The sequence below is a fragment of the Solitalea canadensis DSM 3403 genome (assembly GCF_000242635.2).
GTDB lineage: Bacteria > Bacteroidota > Bacteroidia > Sphingobacteriales > Sphingobacteriaceae > Solitalea > Solitalea canadensis.
The window spans coordinates 2,080,629-2,095,014 of the sequence record NC_017770.1; the positions used below are offsets into that span (position 1 = coordinate 2,080,629).

Here is a 14,386-nt window from a genome sequence, read left to right on the forward strand (position 1 = left end):
AATAAATTATTTTTTGTGTTTGTCGGCCTTCCCGTGTATGCGGGAGGGCTTTTTTTATCCTTCAGATTTGTTGTAAAGAGCATTTCGGTAGGCAATTCCCCATTTGGCAATTTCGTCTATAATAGGACGTAACGTTTTACCGTATTCAGTAATTTCGTATTCCACCGTTACAGGTTTGGTATTGAACACAGTTCGGCTAATAAGATGGTTCATTTCCATATCTTGTAATTCCTTGGAAAGCATTTTCGCCCCAATACCATCAACTTCTCGCAGCAAATCCATAAAACGCAATTTATCCCCTAACAGTAATGTGCCGAGTATATGGAACTTCCATTTGCCTGAAAGTATTTCCATCGTGTCTTTAATAGCATTAATTCGTGCTTTGCAAATCGTATTGTTGTTTAATATAGCTTCCTTTTTCATACAATTCGTAATCTAATACTCTACAAAGAAATAGAATTGCCAGTTGGTTTCCTATTGGAAAGTAGTTTCTAAAAGGAAATCGATAGCAATTGTAAACTAATTGCCTTTAGCTTTGCATCGTCCTTACAATTTAAAAGGAACTAATACCTAATTCTCCACATAACTTGTTTAAAATGATAAAAAGCAAATTACTATGTACACTTTTTTTGTTCCCCTCATTATACAGTTGTATGGCACAAACAAACATTAACAACAATATGACAACAGATTCAGTAAAAAACAATCCGCTAATTTGCGATCCGGTAGAGGGTATTTGCGGAATACCAGATAATACTTCACTACAAAAAATATCAACTCAAAAAGCGAAGAAACCTGTAAAACTCATCTATTTTACCGATCCAATTTGTTCATCTTGCTGGGGGATTGAACCTCAATTAAGAAAATTGAAATTAGAGTACGGTAACCATATCGAAGTAGACTACCACATGGGAGGCTTATTGCCGGATTGGAGTTATAACAGTGGAGGAATAAGTAAACCTTCAGATGTGGCCCACCATTGGGACGAAGTAAGTATTTATTATGATATGCCTATTGACGGTGATGTATGGTTAGAAGATCCGTTATATTCTTCCTATCCACCTTCTATTGCATTCAAGGCTGCTCAACTTCAAAGTAACGAGAAAGCAATCTTGTTTATGAGAGAAATGAGGGAGATGGTTTTCTTACAAAAGAAAAACATTTCCAAATGGGAACAAATTTCTATGGCAGCAGAAAAGACAGGTCTTGATGTAAATAAACTAAAAACAGACTTTGAAGGTCAAGCAAAAAACCTTTTTGAGGAAGACTTGAAATTAGCAAGAGCGTACAACGTTCGGGGATTTCCAACACTATTTTTTTTAAATGGAGAAGGAAAAACAGAGGTTGTTTATGGTTCCAAACCCTATACATTATATGAAAATTCACTGTTAAAATTGTTTCCTCAGGCTGAAAAAAGTGTATATAACCAAGATTGGAAAGCGCTTTTTACCAACTACCATTCACTCACTGCAAAAGAGTTTTCTGAGCTTTCTAATACTCCCAGGGTAAAATGTGAAAATGTATTGGATGAACTTGTAGTAAAAGGATATTTGAAAAAACACACTACTAAAAATGGTTCTATCTGGACTTTAATTACCAGCAATTAGGGGGGATTCTCAAAAGATTATGAGCTAAAAAGAAAGCGGAAAGTATACACCTTCCGCTTTTGTATTGAATTAATTAGTCCTTTCTATTGATCAGCAAACTTAATATACATGGTTTGATGCATACCTATTCCTTCAACCTCAAATTCATCACCAATTGGTGTGAATCCTAATTTCTCATAAAAGCCTACCGCCGAAACCCGCGCATTACACCATAAAAGTTCAATTCCTTTATCTTGTAAATGCTTAAATGCATATTTCATTAATTCGCTGCCTGCATGCCTGCCCCTGTGAGCATTTGATGTAGCCATTCCCTTAAGGTTATATTGCACCGTCTCCCCGAAAAAAGGCAAATTACATCGATTAAAAGAACCAATGCTTATAACCTCCTCATTTTCAATTACAGCCAAATGAAATGTTCCTGGCTCATTATCTTTTGGAAAATAGCACGAAGTCAGGGCACAACCTGGCTTCAAAATTTGTTGGCGAAGAGGAAATGTCTCTTCTGCCTGAATGAATTTTACACGCATGACGCCGTACAGTTCAAATCTTAAATTATTCAACCGAGAGAGCGAAAAATTTAGGCGGCGCAAAGATAAAATTATTTTAGATTTTAATCCAATTTTAATGTTTAGTTGATTTACATCAAGTTCCTGATCTTCTTCATACTAAAAAATCATAACTATTATTTCAAACTTGCGCCTTTTTGACTCATCCACGGATGTACCTCCATGATCAATCGTCCTGCTTTTACCGCCGGATCTGCTTCTGTAAGTGCTTTAGCTTCTTCTAAACTTGTCACATTCAGAATAAAGATTCCGCGTAAATCGCTATCATCTAAACAAGGGCCTGCTATATTTAGTTTTCCATCAGCAGCCATTTTGTTAATATGTGCCATGTGACCCGTCTGAATTTGCATCGCTGTTACAGAATCCTGAGACCGATTATTCCCCTTTTTTAATAAAACGAGGTAATAAGTTTTCATTTCACCATCCGTTAGTTTTTTGGTTTCCTGAGCAAAGGTGTTGATTGTCAAAAACGATAAAAGTAATATCGATAAGGTCATAATCTTTTTCATAACATCATTAATTAGGTTGATTTTGAAACTAGTAACTTACCTATAAAATACAAAAGATATTGCACACAACCGAGTACTTAAAACATTGATAACTGACTATTATGATCATTTATAAAATGTGAAAGATCAAACTCTCTGAGATCTTTTTCCTTGAAATATTTTTTAACTGATATTTTGAACAAATTGGCAATAGCCTCTGCTACTTCACCGTCACCATGCATCCGGAGCCCCCAGCGACTATCGTTGATCGTTCCACCATGACATTGAGCGATCAGACTCAGTACTTTTTCAGCCCTGTCCGGAAAACTTTTATAAATCCAATCTGTAAAAATTTCACCAATAGCTCCATTTAGGCGCACAATCGTAAATCCGGCTCCTAATGCGCCCGCCTTTGCAGCTTGCTTTATTATAGAAGGCATTTCGTCGCTATTTAATCCGGGAATAATGGGAGCAACCATCACTCTTGTAGGAATATTTAATTGAGCTAGTTTCTCAATAATCTGTAAACGCCCGTTAGCTGTAACCGTTCGTGGTTCCAATAATTGCCTGAGATCTTCATTTAAAGTTGTAATGGAAATGCTAACATGTACAAGATTCAGCTCATTAAGCTCTGTAAGCAGATCTGTATCACGAAGAATCAGGTTGTTTTTTGTAATGATACTGACCGGATTTCTATATTTTAAAAGAACCTTTAACATCGATCGTGTTATTTTTAGCTTTCGTTCTATTGGCTGATAACAATCTGTATTACCGGAAAGTACAATAGGAGAGGGCAGCCAATTTTTACTTTGAAAAGTTTTTTCTAGCAATTGAGCGGCATTGTGCTTAACAATGATTTTTCGTTCAAAATCCAGACCTGCACTGAAGCCCCAATATTGGTGTGCATTTCTGGCATAACAATAAATACAACCATGCTCGCAGCCCTGGTAGGGGTTCATTGAATACATAAAAGGCAGATCCTGACTCTCTACCTTGTTCACTATTTTTTTTGCTGTTTCTTTGAAAAGTTGTGTAGCGGAGTTTTCTAATAACGGTTCATCTAAGCCCTCAATATGCTCAGTTACATATTCTTGCTTTAAATATGGATTTTTAGTGTTTAACTGAGCACCTCTTCCTTTAAAATATTCCTTCTCTTCCATACTTAAATATACTAATATTTTTAGTATTCATGATATGGAATTTAGTAAAAAAGCAATGCCTCTTTCTCTAAGCGTTTTGTCCTTAACAGGACAATGAAAAAGGCTTTATGATTTTTTTCCGACATGTAGTCCCTAACGGGACTGCCCGATTATTCACCGATCTATATATCCATGGCAGACAATCGAAAAAGCGACACAATAATCGGTAGAGATAATAAATAATAAAAAGAAAATCGACCCGTAGGGGCACCCTATCATGAGTTTTGTCCTTAACAGGACAACAAAAAGGAGATTCAAGTTTTACCGAAATGTAGTCCCTAACGGGACTGCTTAAATAATAATCCCCAATGGATTTTAAATTGTAGAAGCGAATAGAAATGTCCCGTAGGGACAATACATCGGTAGGACGGTTAAAAATAAAAAGGCCATCCCGGTAAAACCAGGACGGCCAATCTAATTAAGTAAGAATTAATTACTTTTTCAATGAATCAACTTTAGCAGCAGCTGAATCAACGTGTGCAGCAGCTGAGTCTACATGAGCAGCAGCTGAATCAACAACAGCAGCAGCTGAATCTACAGCTACAGCAGCTGAATCAGCAGAACCTTCTGCTTTTTTACCTTCACCACAAGCAACAACTGCGAATACACCAGCAGCTAACATTAATGCAAATACTTTTTTCATTTTTGTTTTAGTTTTAAAATTTTTAAGATTCAATACGACATTAATACCCCATCCGTTAAAAGGTAACCCAACTAATTGAAAATTTTTTTAAAATATTTTTTTCCTAATATTGGGTTACCATTTCCGTTTAAAAGTATTAATAGTGCACAGAGTGATAAAGAATTCATACTCATCGGATAATGAAATCATCCAGGGAATACTGAAAGATTCTGAAGAAGCGTTGCGTCAACTTTATAAGCAACATTTCCCGGTAATTCTTCAGTTTATTCTGAACAACAATGGCGACGAAGAGGAAGCCAAAGATGTTTACCAGGAGGCAATCATTATCTTATATGACAAAGTAAAATCAGGCTCGTTTGAGCTTAACAGTAAATTAAAAACATTCATATACTCTGTGTGCAGGCGTTTATGGCTAAAGCGATTAAAATCGATGAGCCGTAAAGCAGGGAATATAGCCGATTATGAGGAGTTTCTTCCGATTGAGGATGATCTGGAACACCACGAAGCAAAAGATGCCCAGTTAAATTTAATGGAAGGCTCACTTGCTAAACTTGGAGAACCATGTAAAACGATTATCGAAGATTATTATCTACACAATCAGTCGATGCAAGATATTGCAGAGAAATTTGGTTATACAAATGCAGAAAACGCCAAAAATCAAAAGTATAAATGTTTAATGCGTCTGAAGAAGATTTTCTTTCAGGCAAATATAAAAACGGAAGAAGAATATGTACGGCGATCTTAACTTATTTAACGAAATTGAACGCTACCTTAAAGGGGAAATGACGGAGACGGAGCGTGCGAATTTCGATATGTTACGTAAAGAAGATGCTGATTTGGATCACAAGGTAGTTGAACAAGAGCAATTTGTTCAGCGACTAACTAATGTGGGTAATAGAAGAGCTTTACGTACTCAATTAAATGCAATCCATTCAGAAATTGACGTTAATGAACTGAAAGGATCAATTCAACCTAAAGAAGGTAAAATCATTCAGTTATTCAGACGTTACCGCGCTAATATTGCTGTTGCAGCAACTGTGGCTTTCTTTACGGTTATTGGAACTTTATTGATCACTAAAAATACAGGTTCTGAAAAACAAAATTCATCTTATAGTGCATTAAGAAGAGATATGGAATCAATCAAGCGTTCGCAGAATGCATTGATTCGTAATATCAATAGTACAAAAACTAAAATGCCTGCTACACCAGGTTCATTTGGAGGAACCAGTTTTGTATTAAGTACCGACGGTTTCCTGATTACAAATTACCACGTAATTAATGGAGCCGATTCGATTTATATTCAAAATGAGAAAGGTGAAGCTTATAAAGTTAAAACTGTTTACAGCGATCCTTCGTTTGATTTGGCCGTACTAAAAATCGATGATCCTTCCTTCAAATCATTTGGATCATTGCCTTATACATTCAAAAAGTCTAAATCTGATCTAGGAGAAGAAGTATTTACCTTAGGTTTCCCTCGTGATGAAATGGTTTATGGTAAAGGTTACCTGAGTGCAGCTACTGGTTTTGGTGGAGATACTATTGCGTACCAGGTTTCTATTCCTGCAAACCCAGGTAATAGTGGAGGCCCGGTTGTTGATAATAAAGGAAATGTAGTAGGTGTGATCAGTGGTAAACAAACCTTAACGGAAGGTGCTACATTTGCTGTCCGTTCGCAAAGTGTGTTGAAATTTATCAATTCAATCCCTCAGGATTCCCTAAAAAGCAAGATTACAGTAACTAAGAAAAATACTTTATCAGGCTTAAGCCGTACACAACAGATCAAAAAACTACAAGATTATGTGTACATGGTAAAAGTGTATAATTAGATTTTAGATGTGAGATTTCTTATAACACGTTCTAAAATGAAAAATGGATATAATAGACTTATATCCATTTTTTTTATATCCTATATCTCATATCTAACCTACATATACAGTTTTAATATTTACAAATTCATGGATTCCGAATAAGCCTAGTTCACGGCCATAGCCGGATTCTTTAATGCCTCCGAATGGTAAACGAGGATCTGATTTTACTTGTGCGTTTACAAAACATGAACCGGCTTGCAGTTTAGTTTCGGCAATCTGTTCACCACGAACTTGATCTTTTGTAAATATGGCACTACCCAATCCGAAGGATGTATCGTTCGCAATATCAATTGCTTGTTCTTCATTCTCCGCAATAAACAACAAGGCAACAGGCCCGAAAAACTCTTCAAGGTAAGCTGGATTACTCTTTGAAATACCTGTTAAAATAGTAGGAGGGTAGAAAGCTCCTGTTCCTTCAGGAAGGAAGCCACCCAACGTGCATTTAGCACCCTTAGCCACCGCTTGATGTACTTGAGTATGTAATTGATCACGAAGATCATGCCTTGCCAACGGGCCCAAAGAAGAACCTTTTTGAAGTGGATCTCCATAGTGCTTATTTTTCATTAATGCATGAAATTTGGAAGAAAACTCTTCAGCAATTTCCTTGACCACAATAAAGCGTTTAGCAGCAATACAACTTTGCCCGCTATTAATTAAACGGCTGTTAACACATATTTCAACCGCTTTATCAATGTCAGCATCTGCTAAAACAATGTAGGCATCGCTTCCACCTAATTCAAGAACTGTTTTCTTTATAAGACTTCCAGCTTTTGCAGCCACCTGTTTTCCTGCTTCCGTACTTCCTGTTAAAGTAACCGCCTTTATCAATGGATGTTCAATTACTGCGTCCACTTCTTTTGAGCCAATTAATATGGTGTGAAACAACCCTTCAGGAAAACCGGCTTCACGAACAACGGATTCAATTGCCATTGCACAACCCGGAACATTGGAAGCATGTTTGAGAACAGCTGCATTACCCGCCATTATAGCTGGACAGAAAAAGCGTAATACTTGCCAAAAGGGGAAATTCCACGGCATAATAGCCAAAACAACACCTACAGGCTGAAAGCTAACAAAGCTTTTAGATGCATCGGTATCAATTAGTTGTTTTTGAAGAAATGAAGTAGCATTTTTTGCATAGTAATCGCAGCAAAAAGCACATTTTTCAACTTCTGCAATTCCTTGCTCCAATGGTTTCCCCATTTCTAGCGCCATTAATTCAGCTAGTTCTTCTTTTCTATGCCTTAATACTTCTCCTAATTTTATAAGATAAGCTGAACGAGTTTCAAAAGATGTATTTTCCCAGCTTTTAAATGCTTTGTTAGCTGATTGTATTTTATTGTTTACTTCAGTAGCAGTATGAGGAATGTAATCCTTAATTACTTCTCCATTTAAGGGATTTACAGATTGCATAATAGATTAGATTTGAGGTATATAAATAGATAATAAAAACAGTTTTTGAAAATCAACCTGGATAAATGATCAATTATAAAAAACCTACTAACACGAAACCCGTAACACTCAATCAGCTTACCTATCTACTTCACCTAACACAATGTCTATAGAACCTAAAATAGCCACCACATCCGCCACCATTGCACCTCTCGATATTTCGGAAAGAACGGAAAGATTATTGAAACTCGGTCCACGTGATTTTACCCTGAATGGTATTTCTCGCTTACCATCAGCAATAAAATAAAAGCCTAATTCGCCTTTAGGATTTTCTGCGCGTACATAAAAATCTTGAGCTTTAGGTGTGCATTTTCGAGGTAGTTTTGCTCTTGGATCAAATTCTTTATCACGTTTTAACTCTTTGGTTAATCGCTCGAGACATTGCTCAATGATGCGAACCGATTGCACAACTTCATCAACTCTTACTTTATAACGATCCCAGCAATCGCCAATACTTCCCATTTCGCCTTTACCAACCGGAATATCAAATTCAATTTCGGGGTAAACTGAATATTCATCCACCCGGCGCAAATCATATTTCAGTCCGGAAGCACGTAGCATAGGTCCAGAAACACCATAGTTTATAGCAACATCCAACGGTAAAACCCCTACATTGGCCGTACGGTCTATAAAAATTCGGTTTTGCGTCAGCAATTCATCCAATTCAACCAATTTTGGTTTAAAGTAATCGATAAATTCTTTGCAACGCTCTTCAAAACCTACCGGAAGATCGTAAAACAATCCACCTACCCAGATATAGTTATACAACATACGCGCTCCTGAAGCCCACTCCAGCATGTTCATAATGTGTTCCCGATCACGAAAACACCACATAAAAGGGGTAAAGGCTCCAATATCAATTCCGTATGTTCCGATGGCAATAAGATGCGAAGCAATTCGATTTAACTCACAAACCAACACTCGTATATACTCCACACGTTTAGGTATCTCTTTATCGATTCCCAACATTCGCTCAACGCCCATTACAAATGCATGATTATTATTCATGGATGCCATGTAATCCATACGATCCGTATAAGGAATAATCTGCGGATAGGTGAGTGATTCGCAGTGTTTCTCAAAACAACGGTGTAAGTAACCCAAATGCGGAATTACATCAACTACAATTTCACCATTGGTGATCAGTTCTAACCGTAATACACCATGGGTGGAAGGATGCTGAGGCCCCATATTGAGGATCATTTCTTCCGACTTTAAATTAGTGATCCGATCGTAATATTTTTCGAGTGCTTTTGTCAAGGTTCGTAAGTTATGTTATGCCGACAATCCTACTTAATAATCTATCTTAATGCCTTTGTATGTTTCTGCAGTTTTATAATCCTTTCGGAGTGGATACCCTTCCCAATCATCCGGAAGTAATATTCTACGCAAATCAGGATGACCTTCGAAATCAATTCCTAGAAGGTCAAAAGCTTCCCGTTCATGCCAATCGGCTGTACGCCAAACGGTAGAAACAGTTGGAAAAGATGGAAGCTTTGACGAATTGCGATCAAAAGCTTTTTCAACCTTCAATACCAATTGTTTTTTGAAGGGAATGGAAGATAAATGGTAAACGACACCTATTTTGGATTGTTCTTCGCCATAATCAACTCCTGACAGACAAGAGAGAAAATCAAAGTAAGTCTGCTCATTATCTCTTAATTCCAGGCATACTTCGGCTATTAATTCAGGCTTAATGGTCAGCGAAGGTTGAAGTCCGTCAGATTGTTCCGAAACAATAACCGCTTCACCGAATTTATCCGTTAATAAGCGTTTGATGTCGTTAAATTCCATATTTTCAAAAATAATGTTTTAACAGCAAAGACGTGAAGTAATGGTTAAAATAAAAAAGAGAAAATGATGCTCACATTGCTGTGAGATCATTTTCTCCAGGTTATTATATGGAAACGACTCTTAAGTCGAGATTGCACTTAATTATGGCGCCACACGCTGTATTTTCCAGCTTTTATCCGCTTGTCCGATATATTGAATACGGTCGTGCAAACGGCTTGGACGTCCTTGCCAAAACTCAAAAGACGTTGGTTTTAATAGATATCCACCCCAATGTTCAGGACGAGGAAGTACATCATGGTCGGCATATTCTTTTTCTAATCCTGCAAGTTTTTCTTCCAGCATCTCTCTACTGGTGATTACCTCGCTCTGAGGAGAGGTCCACGCACCAAGTTGACTTCCTTTAGGTCGACTTTGATAATAACGTGTAGATTCATCAGCTGAAACCTTTTCTATTATTCCTTCAATTATTACCTGGCGTTGCAATTCAAGCCAAAAAAAGGAAATACATGCGTAAGGGTTTTGAGCTAATTCATGCCCCTTCCTGCTATTATAGTTAGTATAAAAAGTAAAGCCTTCAGCATCAAAACCTTTTAATAAAACAACACGAGAGGAGGGTTTTCCATCAGGAGTAGCGGTTGCGAGTGTTAAAGCATTAGGTTCAATAATTCCTGAATCCATGGCTTCTTTAAACCATACTTCAAATTGATCAAAAGGATTTAATTTAACATCGGTTTCAGAAAGCGATTTGGCACTATAATCCTGACGTAAATTTTCGAGAGTTGTTTTTTCGAGGCTCATACAACAAAATTAGGTATTCGACAGTTCTTAACAATGACAATTGTCATGAAAATAAGTTTCAAAAGAGGATCATCAGGTAAGTCGCTTTTATTAAGCAAGTTGTTAATTGATTCTCTAATTTTAATTCTATTTAGTATCTTAAAGTAAGCAACAGCTATTAATATGTTGAACACAATAAAACCCACCGCAGGCAAATTATTGATTTCGGAACCCTTTATGGCCGACCCGAATTTCAAACGCTCGGTTGTGTATATTACGGAACACAACGAAAATGGAACCGTGGGTTTTGTACTTAATCAGAAAACTGAATTAACACTTGATAACCTTGTCGATGATGTTGAAGATACTGATTTTCCGGTATATATTGGCGGTCCGGTAGGGAATGATAGTTTGCATTATATTCATACTCTTGAAAATTTAGAAGGTGGTGTACCGGTAGGTAATGACGTATTTTGGGGTGGCAATTTTGAACTGTTGAAAATAATGATTCAGGCAGGGCAGGTTGAACGTGGACAAATTCGTTTTTTCATTGGCTATTCAGGTTGGGGAGAAACTCAGCTTCAAAACGAACTGGATGAAAATGCTTGGTTAGTTGCTGAATCAAAAAAAGAGTTTCTGTTCGGTGATAATGAAAGTGCTTTATGGGCACATGCTGTGAAAAGCTTAGGAGAAAAATTTGCGGTAATCGTTAATTTTCCGGAAAATCCACGATTTAATTGATCAACTTTTCATAAATACTTCTTTTTCGCTTTCTTTTTACTAAAATAATCCGACTAAAATCGTAGTTCTTAAATTGTATTCCTATTTTTGAGGAATTAAATCCCAGTGAGTGAAAACATTCAATTCGTCAAACTTTAAATTAGGAATATTAGGTGGTGGCCAGTTAGGCAAAATGTTACTTCAACCCGCTATGAATTACGGAGTTGATGTTTCAATATTAGATCCGGATCCGGCATCTCCCTGCAGCTATTTTTGTAAGAATTTTCATTTAGGCAGTTTTAATGATTACAATACCGTTTACAACTTTGGTCGTAATTTAGATTTAATTACCATTGAGATTGAAAATGTAAATGTTGAGGCATTAAAACGTTTGGAATCAGAAGGAGTAACTGTTTATCCGCAACCTCATATTATTGAGCTTATACAAGATAAAGGACTTCAGAAAGATTTTTATAAGAACAATGGTATTCCAACCTCTCCATATGCAAAAATTCAAAACCGTGAGGAGTTAAAGCTCTATGCAGAGAAATTCCCTGCAATGCAGAAACTACGCAAAGCAGGTTATGATGGCCGCGGAGTTTTTAAAGTTAAATCGGTTGATGATCTACCCAAATCTTTTAATGACCCAAGTATATTAGAAGACTTGGTTGATTTTGATAAGGAATTAGCAGTATTAGTTGCCCGCAATGCATCTGGCGAGATTAGAGCTTTTGATGTGGTTGAAATGGAGTTTGATCCACAGGCCAACCTGGTTGATATACTGTTTACTCCGGCCAAAATCGAAACTGAAATTGAGAAACGTGCAAAAGAAATAGCCATAGATGTAGTTGAGAAACTGAAAATAGTAGGTTTGTTGGCAGTTGAGTTATTTCTTACAAAGAGTGGTGAACTATTGGTTAATGAATTGGCACCTCGTCCGCATAACAGCGGTCACCACACGATTGAAGCTTGCATTACTTCTCAGTATGAACAACATTTACGTGCCATCCTTAATCTTCCTTTGGGTTCAACTGAATTACTGCAACCAGCTGTAATGGTTAATTTATTGGGGGAGAAGAACTTTGTGGGAGAAGCTAAATATATTGGGGTGAATGAGATTACCCGCTTGGATGGTGTTTACCTGCACTTGTACGGTAAGAAAATAACGAAACCTATGCGTAAAATGGGTCACGTTACTATCATTGATCACAATCTCGACAATGCTTTTGAAAAGGCAAAATTTGTAAAAGATACATTTAAGATACAAGCATAAATCAGCTGTTAGGAGTTAGCTATTAACAGTTATAATCGCTATCTGTAATAAGACTCTGGCTAAAAACCAAAAGCTAACCGCTAATTGCTACTGTCTAATAGCCAATCACAAAAAAAACTATGAATCCACAAGTTGGTATTATAATGGGCAGCGACTCCGATTTAAAAGTTATGTCGGCTGCTGCAGAAATACTTGAAAAGTTTGATATTCCTTTTGAATTAACCATCGTTTCGGCTCACCGCACTCCACACCGTATGATTGAATATGGGGAACAAGCCGCAGCAAGAGGAATTAAAGTAATAATTGCCGGAGCGGGAGGAGCAGCGCACTTACCTGGAATGGTTGCTTCTATTACCACATTACCTGTAATTGGAGTACCCGTAAAGTCAAGTAATTCAATTGATGGTTGGGATTCTGTTTTATCAATTTTACAAATGCCAAGTGGCATTCCGGTAGCAACAGTAGCCTTAAACGGTGCAGCAAACGCAGGCATACTTGCCACAAACATCATTGGTGCTTTTGATAATACAGTGGCCGAAAAATTAAAATCTTATAAAGAAGAGCTACGCGATAAAGTACTGCACAACGTCGAAAAAATTGACCGATTAGGCTATAAGAAAGTCCTTGAACACAAATTGAATATACACCCGTAGGTTTTCGAATTACGAGTTACGTGTTTCGGGTTACGAGTTACGAGTTATAAAAAAACAGATGGGGTTAATTGAATAATTAACCCCATCTGTTTTTTATAATTACTAATTATTTTATTCTAGAAAAAACCCGCAACCCGTAATCCTCAATCAAAAAATCAAACCCGGTAACAAACGGCATTAATATTCATCCCTGCACCAACAGAGGCAAATAATACCACATCACCCGGTTCAATTCCATGCTCTTCACCCATTTTGCCTTTTTTAACAAGATCGTATAAAGTTGGAATTGTAGCAACTGAGCTATTACCCAATTTATGAATACTCATAGGCATAATATGTGGAGGAATCTCTTTTATACCGTATAATTTATACAACTCCTTAGTGAATCCTTCATCCATCTTTTCATTTGCCTGGTGAAGAAAGATCTTTTTTACTTCATGAATATCGACACCCGCCTTGTCTAAACAAGCTTTCATTGCCGAGGGAACATGTCGCATTGCATATTCAAAAACCTTACGGCCCTTCATTTTGATATAACGTACACGAGGATCGCTTCCGGGAAAGTTTCCTTTGCCGATATATATATAATAAGCCTCATCTATACAATGACTTACAACGCTGCTGGCAAGGATGCCGCTATTGGTTTTATCTGAATCAACAGCATCAATAATACAGGCTCCGGCTCCGTCAGAAAAGATCATGCTGTCTCTGTCGTATACATCAATTACACGACTCAATGTTTCTGTTCCGATTACGAGGCAACGTTTGGCAATACCAGCCTTAATAAAGGCATCTGCCTGAATTACACCTTGTAACCAGCCCGGACAACCAAAAAGCAGATCATAAGGTACACAAGCAGGATTGCGTATTCCTAAAGAATGCTTTACTCTGCTTGCAAGTGAAGGAACTGCATCGGTTTGAATGGAGTGTTTTACAACGTTTCCAAAATTATGCGCAACAATTATTTGATCAATTGTTTCTGGATCAATACCCGCGTCTTCAATTGCTTCTTTAGCTGCCAAAACTGCTAAATCAGAAGAATTCATATCACATGGCGCATAACGACGCTCTTCAATACCGGTTATCTGTTTAAACTTTTCAGCAACAAGGGCCGGCGGTTGATTTATATGACCATGAAACTCATCATAAAAATCATGTGCAGCAAAATCTCGGTTGGTTTTAACTAATTCAGGAATATATGATCCCGTTCCTGTAATAACGGTGTGCAGCAATGTCATTTTATCTATATTATTCAAACGTTATAAATTATCTTTTCAATAATAAATACCAAATTAGTTTTTAGTACAAAAACAACGAAAATGATATTCATAACTCATTTGCAATGT

16 protein-coding genes are annotated in these 14,386 nt (G+C 37.1%); 6 read left to right on the forward strand and 10 right to left on the reverse strand.

Going from position 1 to position 14,386, the window contains the following annotated elements; all coding sequences use genetic code 11:
• Positions 1–54: 54 nt before the first annotated feature.
• Positions 55–423 carry a winged helix-turn-helix transcriptional regulator gene (locus tag SOLCA_RS08425; protein WP_014680021.1) on the reverse strand — a complete coding sequence of 123 codons (369 nt, stop codon included), beginning with the start codon at positions 421–423 and terminating at the stop codon, positions 55–57.
• Between the two features lie 257 nt (positions 424–680).
• Here SOLCA_RS08425 and SOLCA_RS08430 point away from each other — a divergent pair, with 257 nt between their 5' ends.
• Positions 681–1,607 (forward strand): ClpXP adapter SpxH family protein, encoded by a 927-nt coding sequence (locus tag SOLCA_RS08430; RefSeq protein ID WP_042480982.1) that lies wholly within the window; start codon positions 681–683, stop codon positions 1,605–1,607.
• Positions 1,608–1,690: 83 nt separating this feature from the next.
• Here SOLCA_RS08430 and SOLCA_RS08435 read toward each other — a convergent pair whose 3' ends face one another.
• The 4 genes from SOLCA_RS08435 to SOLCA_RS08450 all read right to left on the reverse strand — a co-directional run bounded on the left by SOLCA_RS08435 (position 1,691) and on the right by SOLCA_RS08450 (position 4,503).
• Positions 1,691–2,134 (reverse strand): GNAT family N-acetyltransferase, encoded by a 444-nt coding sequence (locus tag SOLCA_RS08435; protein WP_014680023.1) that lies wholly within the window; start codon positions 2,132–2,134, stop codon positions 1,691–1,693.
• Between the two features lie 155 nt (positions 2,135–2,289).
• The gene (locus SOLCA_RS08440) at positions 2,290–2,682 is read right to left on the reverse strand and encodes a YciI family protein (RefSeq protein WP_014680024.1); all 393 of its coding nucleotides are present in this window, start codon (positions 2,680–2,682) and stop codon (positions 2,290–2,292) included.
• A gap of 77 nt (positions 2,683–2,759) precedes the next feature.
• On the reverse strand, positions 2,760–3,821 hold the full coding sequence (locus SOLCA_RS08445) for a PA0069 family radical SAM protein (RefSeq protein ID WP_014680025.1): 1,062 nt from the start codon (positions 3,819–3,821) through the stop codon (positions 2,760–2,762).
• Between the two features lie 472 nt (positions 3,822–4,293).
• Complete coding sequence (locus SOLCA_RS08450; protein WP_014680026.1) at positions 4,294–4,503, reverse strand: PG1828 family lipoprotein; 210 nt, start codon at positions 4,501–4,503, stop codon at positions 4,294–4,296.
• Positions 4,504–4,645: 142 nt separating this feature from the next.
• On the opposite strand from SOLCA_RS08450, the gene SOLCA_RS08455 reads away from it, so the two are divergent.
• Positions 4,646–5,248 (forward strand): RNA polymerase sigma factor, encoded by a 603-nt coding sequence (locus SOLCA_RS08455; protein WP_042480989.1) that lies wholly within the window; start codon positions 4,646–4,648, stop codon positions 5,246–5,248.
• Positions 5,232–6,329 carry a S1C family serine protease gene (locus tag SOLCA_RS08460; RefSeq protein WP_014680028.1) on the forward strand — a complete coding sequence of 366 codons (1,098 nt, stop codon included), beginning with the start codon at positions 5,232–5,234 and terminating at the stop codon, positions 6,327–6,329. The genes SOLCA_RS08455 and SOLCA_RS08460 overlap by 17 nt, the downstream gene beginning before the upstream one ends.
• A gap of 93 nt (positions 6,330–6,422) precedes the next feature.
• Here SOLCA_RS08460 and SOLCA_RS08465 read toward each other — a convergent pair whose 3' ends face one another.
• From SOLCA_RS08465 to pdxH, 4 genes are all read right to left on the reverse strand, one after another.
• Complete coding sequence (locus SOLCA_RS08465; RefSeq protein WP_014680029.1) at positions 6,423–7,784, reverse strand: NAD-dependent succinate-semialdehyde dehydrogenase; 1,362 nt, start codon at positions 7,782–7,784, stop codon at positions 6,423–6,425.
• A 117-nt stretch (positions 7,785–7,901) separates the two neighbouring features.
• Positions 7,902–9,026 (reverse strand): NADH-quinone oxidoreductase subunit D, encoded by a 1,125-nt coding sequence (locus tag SOLCA_RS08470; RefSeq protein WP_157604696.1) that lies wholly within the window; start codon positions 9,024–9,026, stop codon positions 7,902–7,904.
• Positions 9,027–9,116: 90 nt separating this feature from the next.
• Entirely contained in the window at positions 9,117–9,617 is a 501-nt protein-coding gene (locus SOLCA_RS08475) for an NADH-quinone oxidoreductase subunit C (protein ID WP_014680031.1), read from the reverse strand.
• A gap of 141 nt (positions 9,618–9,758) precedes the next feature.
• On the reverse strand, positions 9,759–10,415 hold the full coding sequence (pdxH, locus tag SOLCA_RS08480; protein ID WP_014680032.1) for a pyridoxamine 5'-phosphate oxidase: 657 nt from the start codon (positions 10,413–10,415) through the stop codon (positions 9,759–9,761).
• 162 nt (positions 10,416–10,577) lie between these two features.
• Between pdxH and SOLCA_RS08485 the strand changes: the two genes are divergently transcribed.
• The 3 genes from SOLCA_RS08485 to purE all read left to right on the forward strand — a co-directional run bounded on the left by SOLCA_RS08485 (position 10,578) and on the right by purE (position 13,040).
• Positions 10,578–11,135, forward strand: a complete 558-nt coding sequence (locus tag SOLCA_RS08485) for a YqgE/AlgH family protein (protein ID WP_014680033.1) — start codon at positions 10,578–10,580, stop codon at positions 11,133–11,135.
• A 109-nt stretch (positions 11,136–11,244) separates the two neighbouring features.
• Positions 11,245–12,387, forward strand: a complete 1,143-nt coding sequence (locus SOLCA_RS08490) for a 5-(carboxyamino)imidazole ribonucleotide synthase (protein WP_014680034.1) — start codon at positions 11,245–11,247, stop codon at positions 12,385–12,387.
• A gap of 119 nt (positions 12,388–12,506) precedes the next feature.
• Entirely contained in the window at positions 12,507–13,040 is a 534-nt protein-coding gene (gene purE, locus SOLCA_RS08495; protein WP_014680035.1) for a 5-(carboxyamino)imidazole ribonucleotide mutase, read from the forward strand.
• A 155-nt stretch (positions 13,041–13,195) separates the two neighbouring features.
• Here the strand turns inward: purE and SOLCA_RS08500 are convergent, their stop codons facing one another.
• Positions 13,196–14,278: a 3-oxoacyl-ACP synthase III family protein gene (locus SOLCA_RS08500; protein WP_014680036.1), complete on the reverse strand. Its 1,083-nt coding sequence runs from the start codon at positions 14,276–14,278 to the stop codon at positions 13,196–13,198.
• Between the last annotated feature and the right edge of the window lie 108 nt (positions 14,279–14,386).